Origin of the sequence: Streptomyces sp. YS415 (genome assembly GCF_023544665.1) — a bacterium.
In the GTDB taxonomy this organism is placed as follows: domain Bacteria; phylum Actinomycetota; class Actinomycetes; order Streptomycetales; family Streptomycetaceae; genus Streptomyces.
The window spans coordinates 48,587-68,850 of record NZ_JAMJFL010000034.1; the positions used below are offsets into that span (position 1 = coordinate 48,587).

Annotated in this window: 19 protein-coding genes; 8 read left to right on the forward strand and 11 right to left on the reverse strand. The window is 72.9% G+C overall.

The window, feature by feature from the left end; translation table 11 throughout:
• The gene (locus M8H82_RS31070; RefSeq protein ID WP_250078417.1) at positions 1 to 1,269 is read right to left on the reverse strand and encodes an ATP-binding protein; all 1,269 of its coding nucleotides are present in this window, start codon (positions 1,267 to 1,269) and stop codon (positions 1 to 3) included.
• An 88-nt stretch (positions 1,270 to 1,357) separates the two neighbouring features.
• On the reverse strand, positions 1,358 to 2,035 hold the full coding sequence (locus M8H82_RS31075; RefSeq protein WP_250078418.1) for a response regulator transcription factor: 678 nt from the start codon (positions 2,033 to 2,035) through the stop codon (positions 1,358 to 1,360).
• Between the two features lie 486 nt (positions 2,036 to 2,521).
• Here M8H82_RS31075 and M8H82_RS31080 point away from each other — a divergent pair, with 486 nt between their 5' ends.
• Entirely contained in the window at positions 2,522 to 4,018 is a 1,497-nt protein-coding gene (locus tag M8H82_RS31080; RefSeq protein ID WP_250078419.1) for an oligopeptide:H+ symporter, read from the forward strand.
• 68 nt (positions 4,019 to 4,086) lie between these two features.
• Here the strand turns inward: M8H82_RS31080 and M8H82_RS31085 are convergent, their stop codons facing one another.
• The 4 genes from M8H82_RS31085 to M8H82_RS31100 form a co-directional block, all read right to left on the reverse strand.
• A complete protein-coding gene (locus M8H82_RS31085; RefSeq protein ID WP_250078420.1) occupies positions 4,087 to 5,112 on the reverse strand; it encodes a hypothetical protein in 1,026 nt (341 codons plus the stop codon).
• 87 nt (positions 5,113 to 5,199) lie between these two features.
• On the reverse strand, positions 5,200 to 5,877 hold the full coding sequence (locus M8H82_RS31090; RefSeq protein ID WP_250078421.1) for an LPXTG cell wall anchor domain-containing protein: 678 nt from the start codon (positions 5,875 to 5,877) through the stop codon (positions 5,200 to 5,202).
• A gap of 167 nt (positions 5,878 to 6,044) precedes the next feature.
• Positions 6,045 to 6,569 carry an ATP-binding protein gene (locus tag M8H82_RS31095; RefSeq protein ID WP_250078422.1) on the reverse strand — a complete coding sequence of 175 codons (525 nt, stop codon included), beginning with the start codon at positions 6,567 to 6,569 and terminating at the stop codon, positions 6,045 to 6,047.
• A 221-nt stretch (positions 6,570 to 6,790) separates the two neighbouring features.
• A complete protein-coding gene (locus M8H82_RS31100) occupies positions 6,791 to 7,168 on the reverse strand; it encodes an STAS domain-containing protein (RefSeq protein ID WP_250078423.1) in 378 nt (125 codons plus the stop codon).
• Between the two features lie 240 nt (positions 7,169 to 7,408).
• Between M8H82_RS31100 and M8H82_RS31105 the strand changes: the two genes are divergently transcribed.
• Positions 7,409 to 8,314 carry an RNA polymerase sigma factor SigF gene (locus M8H82_RS31105; protein WP_250078424.1) on the forward strand — a complete coding sequence of 302 codons (906 nt, stop codon included), beginning with the start codon at positions 7,409 to 7,411 and terminating at the stop codon, positions 8,312 to 8,314.
• Between the two features lie 174 nt (positions 8,315 to 8,488).
• A complete protein-coding gene (locus M8H82_RS31110; RefSeq protein WP_250078425.1) occupies positions 8,489 to 9,982 on the forward strand; it encodes an RICIN domain-containing protein in 1,494 nt (497 codons plus the stop codon).
• 40 nt (positions 9,983 to 10,022) lie between these two features.
• Here the strand turns inward: M8H82_RS31110 and hutI are convergent, their stop codons facing one another.
• From hutI to hutU, 4 genes are read right to left on the reverse strand one after another with little or no spacing between them, the layout of a single operon-like run.
• Positions 10,023 to 11,231: an imidazolonepropionase gene (gene hutI / locus M8H82_RS31115; protein WP_250078426.1), complete on the reverse strand. Its 1,209-nt coding sequence runs from the start codon at positions 11,229 to 11,231 to the stop codon at positions 10,023 to 10,025.
• Between the two features lie 20 nt (positions 11,232 to 11,251).
• Positions 11,252 to 12,586, reverse strand: coding sequence for a formimidoylglutamate deiminase (locus tag M8H82_RS31120; RefSeq protein ID WP_250078427.1), 1,335 nt, complete (start codon positions 12,584 to 12,586; stop codon positions 11,252 to 11,254).
• Entirely contained in the window at positions 12,583 to 13,785 is a 1,203-nt protein-coding gene (locus M8H82_RS31125) for an allantoate amidohydrolase (RefSeq protein WP_250078445.1), read from the reverse strand. The genes M8H82_RS31120 and M8H82_RS31125 overlap by 4 nt, the downstream gene beginning before the upstream one ends.
• 38 nt (positions 13,786 to 13,823) lie before the next feature.
• A complete protein-coding gene (gene hutU / locus M8H82_RS31130; protein ID WP_250078428.1) occupies positions 13,824 to 15,488 on the reverse strand; it encodes a urocanate hydratase in 1,665 nt (554 codons plus the stop codon).
• A 176-nt stretch (positions 15,489 to 15,664) separates the two neighbouring features.
• Here hutU and M8H82_RS31135 point away from each other — a divergent pair, with 176 nt between their 5' ends.
• The 5 genes from M8H82_RS31135 to M8H82_RS31155 all read left to right on the forward strand — a co-directional run bounded on the left by M8H82_RS31135 (position 15,665) and on the right by M8H82_RS31155 (position 19,625).
• On the forward strand, positions 15,665 to 17,044 hold the full coding sequence (locus M8H82_RS31135) for a diaminopimelate decarboxylase (RefSeq protein ID WP_250078429.1): 1,380 nt from the start codon (positions 15,665 to 15,667) through the stop codon (positions 17,042 to 17,044).
• A gap of 170 nt (positions 17,045 to 17,214) precedes the next feature.
• A complete protein-coding gene (locus tag M8H82_RS31140) occupies positions 17,215 to 17,610 on the forward strand; it encodes a hypothetical protein (RefSeq protein WP_250078430.1) in 396 nt (131 codons plus the stop codon).
• Positions 17,607 to 18,737 carry a hypothetical protein gene (locus tag M8H82_RS31145; protein ID WP_250078431.1) on the forward strand — a complete coding sequence of 377 codons (1,131 nt, stop codon included), beginning with the start codon at positions 17,607 to 17,609 and terminating at the stop codon, positions 18,735 to 18,737. Before M8H82_RS31140 ends, M8H82_RS31145 begins: the two co-directional genes overlap by 4 nt.
• A 19-nt stretch (positions 18,738 to 18,756) precedes the next feature.
• Entirely contained in the window at positions 18,757 to 19,236 is a 480-nt protein-coding gene (locus M8H82_RS31150; RefSeq protein ID WP_250078432.1) for a roadblock/LC7 domain-containing protein, read from the forward strand.
• Between the two features lie 14 nt (positions 19,237 to 19,250).
• Positions 19,251 to 19,625, forward strand: coding sequence for a hypothetical protein (locus M8H82_RS31155; RefSeq protein ID WP_250078433.1), 375 nt, complete (start codon positions 19,251 to 19,253; stop codon positions 19,623 to 19,625).
• 14 nt (positions 19,626 to 19,639) lie between these two features.
• Here M8H82_RS31155 and M8H82_RS31160 read toward each other — a convergent pair whose 3' ends face one another.
• On the reverse strand, positions 19,640 to 20,221 hold the full coding sequence (locus tag M8H82_RS31160; RefSeq protein WP_250078434.1) for a hypothetical protein: 582 nt from the start codon (positions 20,219 to 20,221) through the stop codon (positions 19,640 to 19,642).
• Positions 20,222 to 20,264: the final 43 nt, after the last annotated feature.

Consider the following 20,264-nt stretch of genomic DNA (forward strand, 5'->3'; position numbering starts at 1 on the left):
CTAGCGGACCGTGGGGGTCGCGTTCCCCGTCGGCTTGGTCGGGGTCCGCGACAGGAACAGGCCGAACACCGGCGGGGACGCCTGCAGCATCTCCAGCCGGCCGCCGTCGGCCTCCGCCAGGTCCCTGGCCACCGCCAGCCCGATGCCCGTGGAGTTACGGCCGCTGATCGCCCGCTCGAAGATACGGGCGCCCAGGTCCGCGGGGACGCCGGAGCCCTCGTCCGTCACCTCGATGACGGCCTGGTTGCCGGTGACGCGGGTGCGCAGGGCCACCGTGCCGCCCCCGTGCATCAGCGAGTTCTCGATCAGGGCCGCCAGCACCTGGGCCACCGCCCCCGGCGTGCCGACAGCGTGCAGGTGCTGCTTGCCCGAGCTCACGATCGCCCGGCCCGCGCTGCGGTACGCCGGACGCCACTCCGCCAGCTGCTGCTGGATGACCTCGTCGAGGTCGAAGGTGACGGCGGAGCCGGTGCGGGGGTCGCGGGAGTTCGTCAGCAGCCGCTCGACCACGTCCGTCAGGCGTTCCACCTGGGTGAGCGCGATCATCGCCTCCTCCTTCACCGTCTCCGGGTCGTCGGTGAGGGTGATCTCCTCCAGCCGCATCGACAGGGCCGTCAGGGGCGTGCGCAGCTGGTGGGAGGCGTCCGCGGCGAGCCGGCGTTCCGCCGTCAGCATGCGGGCGATCCGCTCGGCGCTCGCGTCCAGCACGTCCGCCACCCGGTCCAGCTCCTGGACGCCGTAGCGCTTGTGCCGGGGCCGCGGGTCGCCGGAGCCGAGACGCTCCGCGGTCTCGGCGAGGTCGGTCAGCGGGGACGCGAGGCGGTTTGCCTGGCGCAGCGCGAGCAGCACCGCGGCGATGACCGCCAGCAGCGCCACCGCGCCGATGATCAGCAGCGTCCGCCCGACCTCGCGGGTGACGGCCGAGCGGGGCTCTGCGACGGTGACCGTCTCGCCCTCCTCGCCGACGCGGGAGGCGCTGATGAGGTCGCCGGTGGGCTTGGTGCCGATCGTGATGGGCCGCTCGCCGGGCACCCGGATGACGGCGTACCGGTCCTTGGGCACCTGGTCGCGCAGCATGTCCGCGGTGACCGCGCCGGTGGCGAGGAGCCTGCTGTCCACGATGGACGCGAGCCGCACCGCCTCGGAGTCCACCCGCTCCTGGGCGGTGCTGCTGATGGTGCGGGTCTCCACGATGACGAGGGAGACCCCGAACACGGCGATCACCACGAGCACCACGGCGAGCGTGGACTGGATCAGACGGCGGCGCATGGACCCGTACTACCTACTCACTGTCTACTCACGGTCTCCACTCGGGGCTCAGCTCTTCCCGAAAGGGCTCAGCCCTTCCCGAAAGGGCTCAGCTCTTCTCGAAGCGGAAGCCCACACCCCGCACGGTCGCGATGTAGCGGGGGTTCGCCGCGTCGTCGCCGAGCTTCTTGCGCAGCCAGGAGATGTGCATGTCGAGCGTCTTGGTGGACGACCACCACGTGGTGTCCCAGACCTCGCGCATCAGCTGGTCCCGCGTGACCACCCGGCCCGCGTCCCGGACCAGCACCCGCAGCAGGTCGAACTCCTTGGCGGTGAGCTGGAGCTCCTCCTCGCCCATCCAGGCGCGGTGCGACTCGACGTCGATCCGCACGCCGTGGGTGGCCGGCGGCTGCTGCGGCTCCGCCGCGCCGCGGCGCAGCAGCGCCCGGACCCGGGCGAGCAGCTCGGCGAGGCGGAAGGGCTTGGTGACGTAGTCGTCGGCGCCCGCGTCGAGCCCGACGACGGTGTCCACCTCGTCGGCGCGCGCGGTGAGGATGAGAATCGGGACGCTGTGGCCCTCGGCCCGCAGCCGGCGCGCCACCTCCAGGCCGTCCATGCCGGGCAGCCCGAGGTCCAGCACGACCAGGTCGACACCGCCCTGCAGCCCGGCGTCGAGCGCCGTGGGTCCGTCCTCACGCACCTCGACCTCGTACCCTTCCCGGCGCAGTGCGCGGGCCAGCGGCTCCGAGATGGACGCATCGTCCTCGGCGAGCAGTACACGGGTCATGAGCAGATGGTAGTCCGCCCATGACAAGAGCCGGGGCGTGACGGTCAGGAGTGATTCTCACCTCCCGCCTACCCGGCTCTTACCTTGGTATGGACCAGTAGGTCTGAGGTGCCATCCTGATGATGACCTTCGAAAGGGTGCACGCGGTTCCCCCGACACCTGTGATCCGCGTCTCAAGTCCTTCCATTTCCGGCACTGTCCTGACGTATGGTGATTGAACGCCTGTAGCATCGCGGGGCCTTCGGCGAGCAAGTGACGCTGGAGGTCTCTTCCGTGTGCGGGCCGGTTTCCGCCGGCCCGGAAGGAATGACCTGTGGCCGGGCCCCGAGGACGGGGCGTGGATCCCGGTGGTCGGTGTCCCCCGCTCCGTGACCCGGAGCGAACTCCCCTGGGCGTGGGGTGGACGGCCCGGCCGCGCCGGTGCCGGCCGCCCCCCACCGGGCGCGCAACGCTCCGCCCGCGCGTCCCGACCAGCAAGGAACGACCATGGCGTCCAGCCTGACGAAGGACTCGGTCACTCCGGGCACCCCCGGTTCCGAGAAGACCTTCTTCGGCCACCCCCGCGGACTGGCCACTCTCTTCATGACCGAGATGTGGGAGCGGTTCTCCTACTACGGCATGAGGGCTCTGCTCCCGCTGTACCTCGTGGCGCCGGGTGGTCTCCACCTCGACGCGGCCACCGCCACCGCGATCTACTCCGTGTACGTGTCGCTCGTGTACCTGCTCGCCATGCCCGGCGGCTGGTTCGGCGACCGGGTCTGGGGCCCGCGCAAGACCGTCGCGGTCGCCGGTGCGGTGATCATGCTGGGCCACCTCACGCTGGCCCTGCCCTCCTCGGGCACCTTCTTCGCCGGTCTCGGCCTGGTCGCCATCGGCTCGGGTCTGCTGAAGGCCAACATCTCCACGATGGTCGGCCACCTCTACGACGGCCCGGACGACCCGCGCCGCGACGGTGGCTTCACCGTCTTCTACATGGGCATCAACCTGGGTGCCTTCGCCGCGCCGCTGATCATCGGCACCATCGGCGAGAGCGTGGACTGGCACCTGGGCTTCGCGCTCGCCGCGCTCGGCATGGGGCTCGGCCTCGCCCAGTTCCTGATCGGCAGCCGCCACCTGGCGGAGCGCTCCAGCGTCGTCCCGACGCCGCTGTCCGCCGCGGAGAAGTCCACCACCCTGCGCAAGGCCGCCGTCTGGGCCGGTATCGCCGTGGTCTTCTACGCCGTCGTCGGCTTCTCCGGCAGCTACACGCTGAACTGGATCCTGGTCCCGCTGACCCTGCTCGGCGTGATCATCCCGACGATGGTCCTGGTCCGCATAAAGCGCGACAAGGACCTGGACCGCACCGAGCAGAAGTCGATGTCCGCGTACATCTGGTTCTTCGTCGCCGCGGCCGTCTTCTGGATGATCTACGACCAGGGCGGCTCGACCCTGTCGATCTTCGCCGACTCCTCGGCCGACAACAGCGTCCTCGGCTGGGAGTTCCCGGTCTCCTGGTACCAGTCGGTCAACCCGGTCCTGATCATGGCCCTGGCGCCGGTCTTCGCCTGGTTCTGGCTGGCGCTGAACCGGCGCGGCAAGGAGCCCAGCACGGTCGTGAAGTTCGCCTCGGGCCTGGTCCTGGTCGGCGTGTCCTTCTTCCTGTTCCTCGCCCCGCTGTCGATCGCCGAGGGCGGTCACAAGGCGGCCGCGATGTGGCTGGTGGCGATCTACTTCGTGCAGACCGTGGGTGAGCTGATGGTGTCCCCGGTGGGTCTGTCGGTGACGACGAAGATGGCCCCCGCGAAGTACGCCTCGCAGATGATGGGCGTCTGGTTCCTCGCGGTCACCGCCGGTGACGCCACCACGGGGCTGCTGTCCATCGGCGGGGTCGACCTGAACAAGACGGGCGTCGTCGCCCTGGAGGCGACCCTCGCGGTGGTCGCCGGTGTGGCGGTGTGGATGTACCGCAAGCGGGTCAAGGAGCTCATGGGCGGCGTGCACTGACGTTGCCCGCGGCCTCGGGGCCGCCGTGACCCGGCGCGGGTCACGGCGGCCCCGCTGCTTTGCGCCCTTCAGGTACGGGGACTCGTGGGGCCCTCGTCGTGCGGTGCGGAGAGCCGACCGGCTGTCCTGGGAGCGGCGTCCGGGGTGAACCACTGCGGGGTCGAGGACATCGCGTGCCTGGCCTGCGGACGGGGTTTCAGCCCTGGCAGGCGCAGTCCGCGGCGGCGGCGGTCCGGGCGGGGCCGTACCCGGTCGACGGCGGCCAGGCCCGCGCGGAACAGCGCGGCCGGTACGACCAGGCAGACCAGGACCCAGAACAGGGTCACACCCCAGGGGCGGCCCACGTCCCAGGGCTGTTCGGCCATGACCTTGCCGCCGTACGTCAGCGAGACGGTGTAGCCGCCGTGCGCTCCGGCGGCCAGTTCGACGGGCAGTTCGACGCGCGCCTTGCCGCCGGGGCGGATCGTGCCGCGCCACTGCTGTTCCTGCCACTCCGGGGCGAACACCCCGTGCGAGGTGCCGACCCGGAAGACCGGATCCCGCACGGCCGAGGTGCCGACATTGCCGACCGTGAACACGAGCGTGCGGGAGGGCGGGGCGCCGAACCAGGTCAGCAGGGAGCTCGAGCCGTCGAGGCGGGTGTCGGTGAGGACGGCGAGACGTCCGCCGGACGCGTCCGCGGGCAGCGGTTCGACCGCGTGCCCGGCCACTTGGAAGGCGGCGTCGGCTTCGGCGGGCGCGCCCTGCACCGTGGCGACGTGCACCACGCACGGGCACGGCACCGGGGGCTCGGCCACCGGCAGTCTCCGGCTGAACCGGCCTTCGGCGTCGGTCGTCACGGCCCGGCCGTCCGCGTTGGCACAGGAGTCGGTGCCCCCGGTCACGCCCGTCGAGGGCACCGACTGCCCGCAGATCAGGATCATCAGCAGGGCCCTGGGCCGCCAGCCCTCACCGGTGACGGTGACCGAACCTCCGGTGCCCGCCTGAGGGGCGGAGAGTCGCACGGTGGGCGGATCGGCGGCCGGGGCGGGCGCCGCCGACAGCGCGAGCAGCAGCAGAACGAGCAGCGCCGCGATCCGCACCTTGCCGTTCACGTCACCTCTCCCGTCGACTCGACGTCCGCACCCGTGCCGACCGCACCGGCCGGCGGCATGGACGGCTCCCGCGGTGGTACGGGGGATTCAGCGCCGTACCGTCCGCTCGCGCCGCGTCAGCCACAGCGCGCCCGCAGCGCCCGCGAGGAGCACGGTGCCGCCGAGGGTGCCGAGGGCGACGGCCGAGTCCTCGGGGCCGGTCTGCGGGAGTTCGGCGCCGGAGCCGCTGGAGGGCGAGCCGGTGTCGCCGCCGCCGGCCGCCTTCACGTCGAGCTTCAGCGCGGGGCCGGGGCCGTTCGACGGGGTGCACGTGGTCGTCGTGCCGAGCGCCTTGATGGTGAGCACCCCCGGGGTGAAGGTGACCTCGCCGGACTTCTTCGGCGTATAGGTGCCGGTCAGGTCGCTGATCTTGATGGGGGTGTTGGCGGGAACGGCCTCCTGGTTCGCCGGGCCCGTCACCGTCATGGTGCCGCTGTCGGCGCCGCCGAGTTCGATGGTGGCGCTGGGGTTCATCGCCCCCTTGCCCAGCTCGACGGGGCTGGAGGAGACACCCTTCTGCCACGACATGGTGATCGTGTAACCGCCGCCGCTCCCGGCGCTCTTGATGTCGATGGGCGAGACGGCGTTCTTGTCACCGATCGGTGTCTTGCACTGGTAGTTGACGTCGACGACCTCGGCCCGGGCGGCGGGGGCGGCCATCAGCACCGCCGAGCCGGCCAGGGCCGCGACGGACGCGAGTGCGGCGCTTCGTTTCCGGTACGACACGGTTTCCGCTCCCTCTCGATTCCTGACGGCACATCAGATCGGCCGTCAAGGTACGCCCGGGGCCCGGAGGAGGGAAGACACGATGCGCGCCGGAGTTGTGGCGATCCGGCGCACAGGGAAGGAGGGTCGAGTGGAGGCGATGGCCAGGGGATGACCCGGGGTAACCCCTAGGCGGGGGCGCCGAGCTCCGCCCAGACCGTCTTGCCGGTGACTCCGGGGGCCCGTACGACCCCCCAGTCCAGGCAGAGCCGCTGCACGATGAACATGCCGTGGCCGCCGGGGCGGCTCGCGCGGTGCGGGGTGCGGGGCGCGGGCTGACCGGCGCCCCGGTCGGAGACCTCCAGCCGGATCACCTTGTTGTCGCAGGTGACCCGGAGCTGCTCCGGCCCCTCGGCGTGCAGGCAGGCGTTGGTGACCAGCTCGGAGACGACCAGCAGCACGTCCTCCGCCGCGGCCCGCTGATCGGCGGTGGCGGCCGGCAGCCAGCCCCACGCGTACAACGCCTGCCGGGTGAAGTCACGCGCGAGCGGCACGACTCCGCTCTCCCCGACGAGGCTGAGGCTGCGGACCTGCCGGCCCGTCACCGGTTCGGACGGCACGGACGGCACGGACGCCTCCCCGTCGGACACCCCGGAAGCGCCGCTGGGCTCGGGGCCGCGGTCGCCCGGCGAGAAGGGCCGGGTGGTGCTCATCAGCGCTTCACCTCACCGATTCACCAGTTCAGGTTGGAAGAAGACAGTCACTACAGAGGTCCGCTCGACTACCCACGCCGCCATGACAGCGACATGTCCCGGGTGTCTCCTGCCCGAGCGGACCGGCGAAACACCCCTGTATTCGGTACGAATCGCGTGACGTCCGGAGAGTGGCGTTCCACAAGGGACGGCGGATGCGGCGCAGGGGGCCGCCATCACCGTCAGCCGGCCTCGTCGCTCAGTGCGGATTCGAGGCTGTCGTGGACGGTGAAGACCGCCTCCGCCCCGGTGATCTCGAACACCCTGGCCACCACCGGCTGCATCGCCGCGAGATGGACGCCGCCCCCGGCGGCCTCCGCCTTCAGGCGGGCGCCGAGGAGCACATTGAGCCCTGTCGAGTCACAGAAATCCAGCCGCGCACAGTCGACGACCAGCCTGCTGAAGCCCTTCCCGAGGCACTCCTCGAGGGGCTCACGCAACAAATCGGCGGTGTGGTGATCCAACTCACCTACGGGGGTCACGACGGCACTGGAGCCCTCTTCCCGCACCTCCACCAGAAGTCGGCCAGACTGTGCGCTGCCGACTGTCCCGCGGTCCATGCCGTGTCTCACTCCCGACGTCCTGGGTGCTGAATGACGCCCTCGAACATTACGCCTTCCGCGCGCCCTTCGACACCCGAACATCTACCCGCAAACGGACATTTGCCAACAGAACGCACTTGCGAGGACCTCAGGAAACCGGGTAGGGCTAGTAGAGACACGAAAACCAACACGGCCGGCTTTGGAGGCGCCGCACACCGCAGTGCACGCATTGGCATCGGCAGCCATATGCCGAGAACGATGGAGGACATCATGTCACCCCGGCTCGACGCATCGCATACCCACGAAGCGACGTCGGCTTCCCCCCCGGAACATCTGGATCCCATCGAGCAGGACGACCTACTCGCCGGCCTGCCGGAGATACCTCCGTACGACGAGGTGGGGCCGGTGGACGCACGGGCCCTGTCCAAGACCCTCTTCCAGCGCCTGGAGTCGCTGGAGGAAGGCACCCCCGAGTACTCGTACGTCCGCAACACGCTCGTCGAACTCAACCTCGCGCTGGTCAAGTTCGCCGCCTCCCGCTTCCGCTCCCGCAGCGAGCCCATGGAGGACATCATCCAGGTCGGCACCATCGGCCTGATCAAGGCGATCGACCGCTTCGAGCTCAGCCGTGGAGTCGAGTTCCCCACTTTCGCGATGCCTACCATCGTGGGTGAGATCAAGCGCTTCTTCCGGGACACCTCCTGGTCCGTGCGGGTGCCGCGCAGACTCCAGGAACTCCGGCTCGACCTGGCGAAGGCGGGCGACGAACTCGCCCAGAAGCTCGACCGCTCCCCGACGGTGGCCGAACTCGCCGAGCGCCTGGGTCTGACCAAGGACGAGGTCGTCGAGGGCATGGCGGCGTCGAACGCGTACACCGCCTCCTCACTGGACGCCCAGCCGGAGGAGGACGATTCCGAGGGCGCGCTCGCCGACCGCATCGGCTACGAGGACCACGGGCTCGAAGGCATCGAGTACATCGAGTCGTTGAAGCCGCTGATCGCCGAACTCCCGTCCCGGGACCGCACGATCCTCTCCCTGCGGTTCGTCGCGGGCATGACCCAGTCGGAGATCGGTGAGGAGCTCGGCATCTCGCAGATGCACGTCTCCCGGCTGCTGGCCCGCACCCTGGTGAGGCTCCGCAAGGGGCTGACGGTCGAGCAGTGACGGCCGCCCTCCCTCGTACCTGCCGAGGGGCCCGGTTCCGGTGGGAACCGGGCCCCTCGGCTTTTTCTCCGCGCACCCCGTGAGTTACCCGGGGAAACCCTTTCCTCCCGGGTCGCCGTCCCGCACTATGTGCGGTCATACCCGCCAGTAGGGACGGGCACGAGGAGGCAGTGGATGGCGTGGGCCGACGACAGCGACGTACGGCTGACCGCGTTGCTGCGCGCCGACTCCGCCACCGCGTTCGCGGCGCTGCAGGAGCTGCGCGCCCGTCATCTGCCCGCCGTCCTGACGTACGCCCGGCTCTGCGCCACCGGCGACTTCGCGGCCCGGCAGCTGGCGGCTCAGGTCTTCACCCTCACCGCCCGGGAGACGGCCCGCGGGATCGACCCCGGCGGGCCCTGGCGGCACCGGCTCCTGCTGCTCACCGGGCGGCTGGCCGCGTCCTGGGCGGCGGACGAGCGCGCGGCGGGCCTCGATCCGGGGCTGCTGCTCGTGCTGAACGCGGCGGGCCCGGCCGGTCCCGTCCCGCCCATGCTCGGCGCGTTCCACTCGCTCCCCGCGCGCGTGCAGGGCGTCCTCTGGTACACCGTCGTGGAGCGCGAACCGGCCGAGCGCACGGCCGCCTTCCTCGCCCTCACCCGCGAGGACGTGACCTACGGCACGGGCGCGGCCCTCCAGCAGCTCGGCCGCGCCTGCCTGCGCACCCGGCTGGCCGCCTCGGACGACCCAGACTGCCGTGACTTCCACCGGCTGATCGAGGAGGCTGTCCGGCCGGACAGCCCGCGCACGAGCACCGACCTGCACACCCACATGGCGCGCTGCGCGACCTGTACGGCCGCCTACGAGGAGCTGTCCGCCCTGCGGGACGACCCGCGCCGCGCCCTGGCCGAGGGGCTGCTGCCGTGGGCGGGGGCTGCGTACGTCATGGACGAACCGTCGCCCCGGGCCGCGGTCCCCGCTGCCGCGAGCGCCCCTTGGCCGCTGTCCCGGCGGTTCGCCCTGGTGTCGGCGGCGCTGGGGGTGGCGCTGGCGCCGCTGCTGGTCTTCCTGGTGACGCAGGGCGGCTCCCGCGAGGAGGGCCAGGAGCCGGTGAACGCGGTGCACACGCCGCCGAGTGCGCCGCCGGTCACGGTGACGGCGACCGTGTCGGCGACCCCGTCGTCCCCGGCGCCCTCGCCGACGTCCAAGGCGCCCTCCCCCACGCGGAGTCCGGCGCCGCCGTCGCGGACGCCCGGTCCGGCGCCGACCCCCACGCCGTCGCACCGGCCGCCGGGCACCTCGTACGCGCGCGTGGTGAACGTCTCCAGCGGACTGTGCCTGGACGTCCGGGGCGGGGACTTCGAGAAGGGGACGGACGTCGTCACGGCGCCCTGCACGTCCTCCCGCACCCAGCTGTGGCGGGTGGACACCGGGCGCGGGGTCGTGCAGTCGGCCGCCGACCCGGAGTTCTGCCTGGACAGCCGCGGCTCCGTGGACCGGGGCGTCGGCATCTGGACCTGCGACTCGGTGCACGGGAGCAACGGCCAGAACCTGCGGTTCGCGGTCGACGCCCGCGGCGTGATCCGCCCGGGCATCGCCCCCGGCCACGCGGTGACACCGGCCGGGGACGGAGCGGTGGCGCTGGTGGCGGAGAGCGGGAGCGCGGGGCAGCGGTGGCGGGCGGGGTGAGCGGCGGACCGCCGCCGGGCGACGGGACGCGTCGGGTGCGTCAGAGGACGCGTACGCCCTTGTGCCATACGCCGGTCACCAGGGGGACGCCCGGCCGGTAGGCCAGGTGGACATGGCTCGGGGCGTCGAGGAGGGTGAGGTCGGCGCGGGCGCCCGGGGTGATGCGGCCGACGTCCGTGCGGCGCAGGGCCGCGGCACCGCCCGCCGTGGCCGACCAGACCGCCTCGTCCGGCGTCATCCCCATGTCCCGTACCGCGAGCGCGATGCAGAAGGGCACCGACGAGGTGAACGACGAGCCCGGGTTGCAGTCGGTGGACAGGGCGACGGTGACGCCCGCGTCGAGCAGGCGGCGGGCGTTGGGCCACTCGGCGCGGGTGGAGAACTCGGCGCCGGGGAGCAGGGTGGCGACGGTGTTCCCGCCGGCCAGCGCGTCCACGTCGGCGTCGGTGAGGTGGGTGCAGTGGTCGGCGCTCGCCGCGTCGAGCTCCACGGCGAGCTGGACGCCGGGGCCGTAGGAGAGCTGGTTGGCGTGGATGCGGGGGTGCAGGCCCCGGGCCTTGCCGGCGGTGAGGATCGCGCGGGCCTGGTCGCCGTCGAAGGCGCCCTTCTCGCAGAAGACGTCGATCCAACGGGCGTACGGCGCACAGGCGTCGAGCATCTCGCCGGTGACGAGGGCGACATAGCCGGCCGGGTCGTCGGCGTGGTCCGGGGGGACGATGTGGGCGCCGAGGTAGGTCACCTCGTCGGTGTGGGCGGCGGCGATGCGCAGGGCGCGGGACTCGTCCTCGGTGGTCAGGCCGTACCCCGACTTGGTCTCGAACGTGGTCGTGCCCTGGCGGAGGGCCTCGGCGAGATAGCGGGTGAGGTTCCGCTCGAGTTCCTCGTCCGAGGCGGCGCGGGTGGCGGCGACGGTGGTGCGGATGCCGCCGGCCGTGTAACTGCGGCCTGACATGCGCGCGTTGAACTCCTGCGTGCGGTCCCCCGCGAAGACCAGGTGGGAGTGGGAGTCCACGAAGCCCGGCAGGACGGCCCGGCCCTGGGCGTCGACCCGGTTGTCAGTGGCGGGTGCTTTGCTTGATTCACCGGTCCACGCGATGCGGTCGCCGTCGACGACGACGGCCGCGTCCTGGATCAGACCGAGGGGGGACCCTCCCCCACTCTCGAATTTGCTCGAGCGGGGGGACCCCCATCCGAGGGAGGGGTCGTTGGTGACCAGCGTGGCGATGTTGGTGATGGCAGTGCTGCTCATGGCGTCCTCGTGGGTGGTCGTCAGGCGCGGAGTGCTTCGACGGCCCGCGCGAGGGCTTGCGGCACATCCGGTACGAGGGCGTGGACACCGTCGCGTACGACGTGCCGCCCGCCCACGATCGTGTGCCGTACGTCCGCTGCGGTCGCGGCGAATACGGCCGTCTCGGCCCCGAGTGCGGGCAGCGGCCCCGCAGTTCTGACCGAGTCCAGCGCGACCGTCGTCAGGTCGGCGAGCGCGCCCGTCCCGATCGCGCCGGCCTCGTCCCAGCCGAGTGCCGCGTGGCCGTCCGCGGAGGCGGCCCGGAGCAGGGCGGCGGCGGTCCAGTGGCCGCGGGTGCGGGTGCGCAGGCGCTCGTTGAGCTCCATCGCGCGTGCCTCTTCGAACAGGTCGATGACGGCGTGGCTGTCGGAGCCGAGGCTGAGCGGGGAGCCCTGGCGCTGCAGGGCGGCCGCCGGCCCGATGCCGTCGGCGAGGTCCCGCTCGGTCGTCGGGCACATGCAGGTGCCGGTGCCGCTGCCGCCGATGAGGGCGATGTCCTCGTCCGTCAGGTGCGTGTTGTGGACTCCGGTGGTGCGGGGCCCGAGGACGCCGTGCTCGGCGAGGAGCCGGGTGGGGGTGCAGCCGTGGGCGGCGCGGCAGGCGTCGTTCTCGGCGGTCTGCTCGGACAGGTGCACATGCAGCGGGGCCCGCCGCTCCTCGGCCCACCGGGCCACGGTCGCCAACTGGTCGGCGGGCACGGCCCGTACGGAGTGGACGGCCGCCCCGATCCGCGCGTGATCCCGTTCCTTGAGAACTGAACAGCGTTCGGCCCAGGCGTCCGCGCTGCCGTCGCAGAAGCGGAGCTGGTGGGTGTCGGGCGGCTGCCCGAAGCCGGAGGAGAGGTAGGCGGTGTCGAGGAGGGTGATCCGGATGCCGGCGTCGGCGGCGGCCGCGATGAGGGCCTCGCCCATGGCGTTGGGGTCGGCGTAGGGGGTGCCGCCGGGGGCGTGGTGCAGGTAGTGGAACTCACCGACGGCGGTCACTCCGGCCAGTGCCATCTCGGCGTACACGGCCCGGGCGAGGGCGTGGTAGCTGTCGGGGCTGAGCCGGTCGGCCGTGGCGTACATGACCTCGCGCCAGGTCCAGAAGGTGCCGGAGCCGACCTGGACGGTGCCGCGCAGGGCGCGGTGGAAGGCGTGCGAGTGGGCGTTGGCCAGTCCCGGCAGGGTGAGCCCGCGGAGGATCTCGGCGCCGGGCGGCGGGGTTCCGGTTCCCTGGCGGACGGCGGTGATCCGCCCGTCGGTGACGTCGATCGCGACGCCGGGCTCGACATGGGTGCCGAGCCAGGCGTGCTCCAGCCAGTACGTCCGGGTCACGTGCGGGCCAGTCCTTCCAGTACGTCGGCGAGGGCGAGCACTCCGGTCACGCAGTCGTCCTCGGCCGCGAACTCGGCCGGGGAGTGCGAGACCCCGGTGGGGTTGCGCACGAACAGCATGGCGGTCGGGACGCTCCCGGACAGGATTCCGGCGTCGTGTCCGGCGCCGGTGCCGAGGACGGGCACCGTGAGGCCGGTGTCCGTGCCGAGGATGCGGGCGAGTTCGTCGCGCAGGGCGTGGTCGAACTCGACGACGGGCGTGAAGGACTCACGGACGACGTCGAGGGCGATGCCGTGGGCGTCGGCGTGCGCGCGGGCGGCCTTCTCGATGCCGCCGACGACGGTGTCGAGGGTGGTCTGGTCCTCGGCACGCGAGTCCAGCCAGCAGCGTACGAGGGAGGGGATGGCGTTGACGCCGTTCGGCTCGACCGAGATTTTGCCGAAGGTGGCGACGGCACCGGCGAGTTCGGCCTCCCGGCGGGCGGCGAGCACGGTCTCGGCGTACGGCAGCATGGGGTCGCGCCGGTCCGCGGGCCGGGTGGTGCCGGCGTGGTTCGCCTCGCCCCGGAAGTCGTACCGCCAGCGTCCGTGCGGCCAGATGGCGCTGGCGACGCCGACCGGGTCGCCGGTCAGGTCGAGCGCCCGACCCTGCTCGACATGGAGTTCGACGAAGGCCCCGATCCGGGCCAGCCGCTCGGGGTCGGGCCCGATGGCGTCGGGGTCGTACCCGGCGGCCTCCATGGCCCGGGGCAGGGTGATGCCGTCACCGTCGGTGAGCAGGTGGGCCTGGGCGGCGGTGAGCTGTCCGGAGGCGAGCCTGGAGCCGACGCAGGCCAGCCCGAAGCGGGCGCCCTCCTCGTCCCCGAAGTTGACGACGGCGAGCGGTTTGCCGAGGGGCGCGTCGCGGCGGCGCAGTTCGTCGAGGGCGGCGAAGGAGGACACGACACCGAGGGGCCCGTCGAAGGCCCCGCCGTCGGGCACGGAGTCCAGGTGCGATCCGGTGACCACGGCGTCCCCGGCGGCGGGATCCCCGAGCCAGGCCCACTGGTTGCCGTTCCGGTCGACCTCGTAGGTCAGTCCCCGGGACTCGGCCTGGGCCCGGAACCAGGCCCGGCACTCGGCGTCGGCCCCGGTCCAGGCGTAGCGGCGGTAGCCGCCGGAGCCGGAGTGCCGGCCGATGGGGAGCAGTTCGCGCCACATGGAGTGGAAGGAGCTGCCGCCCGGCAGGGTCTGTCCGGTCACGACAGGTCGCCTTCGCGCATCGGGACCCGCACGCCCCGTTCGGCGGCCACGGACTCGGCGGTGTCGTAGCCCGCGTCCACGTGCCGGATGACGCCCATGCCCGGGTCGTTGGTCAGCACCCGCCGGATCTTCTCCCCGCCCAGCGCGGTGCCGTCGGCGACCGTCACCTGGCCGGCGTGGATGGAGCGGCCCATGCCGACGCCGCCGCCGTGGTGGAGGGAGACCCAGGACGCGCCCGAGGCCACGTTGACCATCGCGTTCAGCAGCGGCCAGTCGGCGATCGCGTCGGAGCCGTCGAGCATGGCCTCGGTCTCGCGGTACGGGGAGGCGACGGAACCGCAGTCGAGGTGGTCCCGGCCGATGGCGAGCGGCGCCGCCAGCTCACCGCTCGCGACCATGTCGTTGAACCGCTCGCCGGCCTTGTCCCGCTCGCCGTAGCCGAGCCAGCAGATACGCGCGGGCAGGCCCTGGAAGTGGACCCGTTCCCCGGCCATCTTGATCCAGCGGGCGAGGGACTCGTTCTCGGGGAAGAGGTCCAGGATCGCCTTGTCGGTCTTGGCGATGTCGGCCGGGTCCCCGGAGAGCGCGGCCCAGCGGAAGGGGCCCTTGCCCTCGCAGAACAGCGGCCGGATGTAGGCGGGGACGAAGCCGGGGAAGGCGAACGCCCGGTCGTAGCCGGCGAGCCGGGCCTCGCCGCGGATGGAGTTGCCGTAGTCGAAGACCTCCGCGCCGGCGTCCATGAAGCCGACCATGGCCTCGACGTGCCGTGCCATGGACTCGCGCGCGCGGGTGGTGAAGCCGGCCGGGTCCTTGGCGGCGTAGGCGGCCATGTCGTCGAAGGCGACGCCGGCGGGCAGGTAGGCCAGCGGGTCGTGGGCCGAGGTCTGGTCGGTGACGATGTCGACGGGGGCACCCTCGGCGAGCATCCGCGGCAGCAGCTCCGCGGCGTTGCCGAGCAGGCCGATGGAGAGCGGGCGGCGGGCGTCCCGGGCCTCGACGGCGAGCTGGAGGGCGTGCTCCAGGGAGTCGGCGCGGACGTCGAGGTAGCGGTGCTCGATGCGGCGCTCGATGGCGCGCGGGTCGCAGTCGACGCAGAGGGCGACGCCGTCGTTCATGGTGACGGCGAGCGGCTGGGCGCCGCCCATGCCGCCGAGTCCGGCGGTGAGGGTGATCGTCCCGGCGAGGGTGCCGCCGAACTTCTTCGCGGCGACGGCGGCGAAGGTCTCGTAGGTGCCCTGGAGGATGCCCTGGGTGCCGATGTAGATCCAGGAGCCGGCGGTCATCTGGCCGTACATGGTCAGGCCGAGCTGCTCCAGGCGGCGGAACTCCTCCCAGTTGGCCCAGTCGCCGACCAGGTTGGAGTTGGCGATGAGGACGCGCGGGGCCCACTCGTGGGTCTGCATCACGCCGACCGGGCGGCCGGACTGCACGAGCATCGTCTCGTCCTGCTTCAGCCCCTGCAGCGTGCGCACCATCGCGTCGAAGGAGCGCCAGTCGCGGGCCGCCTTGCCGGTGCCGCCGTAGACGACGAGCTTGTCGGGGTGCTCGGCGACCTCGGGGTCGAGGTTGTTCTGCAGCATGCGCAGGGCGGCTTCCTGCTGCCATCCCAGGGCGCTCAGTTCCGTACCGCGCGGCGCTCGTACGGGGCGGGGTCCTGACATGGTCTGCCTCCTAGCGGCTGGTGCTGCCGGATTGTTGCTGACGTTATTCACATCCTGGCGCTCTGAATAGAGCTAGTCAATACGTGCGTGCGCCAGCGCGGGCGGGCCGCGGATGTTTGTCTGGATACGTGGTCACGGGGAACGACACGACGGGGAACGACACGACGGGGGACGCGGTGGACGACGTCAGGGACGGGCACACGGGCGACGACGAGCGGGCGGCGCGCCGGGACGAGGCGGTGCGGGCCGCCGTGGAGCAGGGGCTGCTGGGGCCGGACGCCCCCATCGTGGGGCTGCTGGACGTCACCGGCATCCGGGACGCGGCGGCCGGGCTGCGGGCGGCGTTCGAGGCGGTCACCGCGCCGGGCACCCCGGTGCTGCACGCCTTCGCGGTCAAGGCGACCCCGCTGGTGCCGGTGCTGCGGCTGCTGCACGAGGCCGGGATCGGCGCCGAGGTGGCGAGCCCCGGCGAGCTGGCGCTGGCGCGGGCGGCGGGGCTGCCACCGGAGCGCACGGTGCTGGACTCGCCCGCGAAGACACCGGCCGAGCTGCGGGAGGCGCTGGCGCTCGGGGTCGCGGTCAACGCCGACAATCCGCAGGAGCTGGCCCGTGTCGACGCCCTGATGCGGTCCGCGCCGAGCCGTTCCCCGCTCGGGCTCCGGGTGAATCCGCAGGTGGGCGCAGGGGCCATCGAGGCGATGTCGACGGCGACCGCGACGTCGAAGTTCGGGGTGGCGCTGCGCGACGAGGGAGCGCGCGAGTGGGTGGTGCGGGCCTATGAGGAGCGCCCGTGGCTGACCCGGCTGCACACGCACACCGGGTCCCAGGGCGTGCCGCTGTCGCTGATGGCTCGGGGCGTGGCGGAGACGTACCAACTGGCCGAGGAGATCAACGACCGGATCGGGCGACGGCAGATCGACACGATCGACATCGGCGGCGGACTGCCGGTGAACTTCGCCTCCGACCTGACGACCCCGACGTACGCGCAGTACGCGCGCCTGCTGAGCGAGGCGGTGCCGGGGCTGTTCGACGGGCGGTACGGGCTGGTGACCGAGTTCGGGCGGTCGCTGCTGGCCAAGCACGGGACGGTGCTGGCGCGGGTGGAGTACACCAAGAGCGCGGGCGGGCGGCCGGTCGCGGTGACGCACGCGGGCGTGCAGGTGGCGACGCGGACGGTGTACGCGCCGGGCGCCTGGCCGCTCAGGATCGCCGGATACGACGCGAAGGGGCGGCCGAAGACGGGGGCCGAGGTGGTCCAGGACGTGGCCGGTCCGGCCTGCTTCGCCGGGGACCTGCTGGCCGAGGCGCGGGCGCTGCCGCGGCTGGAGCAGGGGGATCTGGTGGCGGCGCTGGACACGGGCGCGTACTACTTCGCGCACCACTACGCGTACAACTCCCTGGCCCGGCCGGGGATCTACGGCTTCGCGCCGGACGGGTCCGGGGGTGTGGCCTTCGCGACGGTGCGCGAGCCGCAGGATCTCGACTCGATCGTGGCCGAATCCGGTGGGGCGCACGCCGCCGCCCTCACCACCCTGCGCACGCCCGGGCGCCCTTGACGCACTCCGGCGGAGCTGCGGTTGAACGGGTCTGGAAAACAAGGTCAGTTGACCCACCTTAGTCCTCCCGCGCATGTTCCACCGGAAAATGCCAGAAGCCTCACCTGTCGCTCACACGTTGCGTAGTTTCGGCGTTACTCAGCCGAACCGCAGACAGGAGGGGAGCCACGGTGCCCGGAATCGACGAGTGTCTGCTGGAGGCCATGCAACTGCCCGGAGCACGGGGGGCGGCGCTGGTCGACTGGACCAGCGGCCTGGCACTGGGCACGGTCGGCGAGTCCCCGGGCGGTGACCCGGATGCGAGCGCGGCGGAGGCGGCGGAGCTGGCCCGGCTCGCCGCCGAGCACCGGGCGTTCGCGCCCGCCGAGGACGCCGGCACGGAGACCGAACCGCCCGTCGAGGACCTGATCCTGTCCAACCGGGACAGCTATCACGTGCTGCGGTTCGTGTGGACGTCCTTCGACAGCAGTGTGTTCCTGCATCTGTGGCTGGGCCGCGAGGAGGGCAATCTCGCGCTGGCCCGGATCCGCCTCGGCGAGCTGGCCGGACGGCTGGTGCTGGGATGACCGCGCTGCAAGCCACCCCGGCGGGCCTGCCGCCCCGGCTGCCGTCGCGGGACCGGAGCACGGCAGGGGAGCGGGCGCCGCGCGGACTGTCGCCGATGCTGAGCCGGCTCGCCGCCGAGCGGGCCACCGGCGTCCTGCTGCGCGAGTGCGGCACGCTGTATCTCGCGCAGGGCCGGGTGGTGCACGCCGAGAGCCCCGCCGCCCCCGGCCTGGACATCCTGCTGACCGCGCACGGCACCCTGGACACCGCCGTCTGGCAGGACGCCGTCACCCGCGCCGACGACCTGCACGGCGCCGCCCGCCTCCTCGTCGACAGCGGCCGGCTCACCCCCGGCACGCTGGAACTGTGCCACCTGGGCGCGCTCTACGACGCCGCCTACTTCGCCCTCGCGCCCAGCAGCACCCCGGGCCGCTTCCGCTACGGCACCGGGCACTGGCTCGGCCCCGTACGGCCGGTACCGGTGGCCGCCGTGGAGCGCGAGACCCTGCGCCGCCGCGACCTGCTGCACCGCATCTGGCCCGACCCCGGCACCGACAGCGCGCCCCTCACCCGCGCCGACCCGCCCCGCGCCCCGGCGCTCACCGCCCGCCAGCGCGCGGTCGTGGCCCTGCTGGACGGCGCCCGGACCGCGACGGACATCGCCCGCGCCCTGGGCCGCCCGGCCTTCCACACCCTGGTGGACATACGCCGCCTCGCAGCGGCGGGCGTCCTGGCCCCACGGCCCCCGCACCCGACCCCGGCCCGCCCCACGCACCCCGACCGGGAACCGACACCGCAGCGGACCCACCCGGAGCCCGCGGACCGGGAGCCGACACCTCAACGGACCCACCCCGACCCCCCGGACCGGGGACCCACACCTCAACGGACCCACCCCGACCCCCCGGACCGGGGACCCACACCGCAACAGACCCGCACGGAACCCCCGGACCGGGGACCGACACCGCAACGGACCCACCCCGACCCCCCGGACCGGCGCCCCGCACCGGAAGGGGCGTGTCCGCACCCCGCCGACCCCCCGTCGCTCCCCGTCCGGCCCCGCCCGCCGGCCCCCGCCGAGCGGCTGGCGCCCGATGACCCCGACGTCGCCCTGCTGAGAAGAGTCCGGGATGCGCTGGAGGCCCTTTGACCGACAGAGGAGAAATCTGATGGCCGCCGAGGCGCCCATACTCGACGAGCTGCACCGGCTCCGCGCCCGCATCCCCCAGCTGACCGGCTCCCTCGCGGCCAGCGTGGACGGCCTGGTCGTCGCCGAGGACACCCCCGGCGTGGAACCGGAGGGCGTGGCCGCGCTCACCGCCGCCGCGCTCGGCGTGGCCGTGCGGCTCACCGACGCCACCGGCCGCGGCGAGCTGCGCGAACTGCTCTTCCGCGGCCGGGACGGCTACGTGGCGACGTACGCGGCGGGCGAGGGCGCCGTACTGACCCTGCTCGCCCGGGACGACGTCAGCGTCGGCCGCCTCCATCTGGAGGGCCGCCGCGCCGCCGGCCGGATCGGGGAGCTCGTCGACGGACTCACGGCCGACAGCAGACCCCGTACACCCACGAGGGCGCCCGCGCGGGCCAAGGTCCCGCGCGACCGGCGCACCCCGTCCACCACCCAACCGCGCACCACCACCGAGAGTTGAGAGGAAGTCCCGTCATGGCCAACACCGAGACCACACTGAAAGAGGCGCTGACCTCGATCGAGGGCGCGACCGGCGTCGCGCTCGTCGACTACACCACCGGCATGGCCCTGGGCACCATGGGCGGCGGCAAGAGCTTCGACCTGAACGTCGCCGCCGCCGGCAACACCGACGTCGTGCGCGCCAAGATGCGCACCATGGAACACCTGGGCCTCAAGGGCGAGATCGAGGACATCCTGATCACCCTGTCCGACCAGTACCACCTGATCCGGCTGCTCAGCGGCCGCAGCGGCAACGGCCTCTTCCTCTACCTGGTGCTCGACGCCAAGCGCTCCAACCTGGCGATGGCCCGGCACCAGCTGCGCAGGATCGAGCAGGACCTGGAGGTCTGACCCCGGTCCCCCGCCTACACCAGCGCGTCGGCGCGGCGGCGGGCCCCACCCGGGGCCGCGTCGCCCGCCGCGATGCCGGTGCCGCGGTAGGACCTGACGGCCTTACCGGCGGGACGCCCGCCGGCGGTGAGCCAGTCCACCCGCACCCACAGCAGTGCCTCCTCGGCCCGCTCGCGCCGGCCGATCCAGGCGGACTTCAGCCAGAGCCCGACGCCCGCCCCGGCCAGCAGCATGCCGCCCGCCACGGGTACCGCGAACCCGCTGCCGAGCGCGGCCACGAAGGCCAGCAGCAGCCACCAGCGGTGTCCCCGGCGCCAGTTCCGCACGGTCACCGCGCGGTCCTGGAGCACGTCGTGCTTGCCCGCGCGGGCGGCCCCGCGCATGAGGGCGCCGTACCGCCCGCGCCGCCGGTACGCCACGGCCGCCGCCGTGACGAGGAACAGCGCCGCGCCCGCCAGCACCCCGATCCGCCGTCCGGTCAGACCCGGCAGCAGTACGCCGATCCCGGCCGCGCACACCCCGAGCCACCACATCGGTGCCGCTCCGGCCCGTACGACGACGGCCACCCGAGCCAGTCCCTGACCTCCGCGTGCCACGTTCCGCCTCCCAATCGCCTCGAAGTCGAACTCGCAGTGGCGG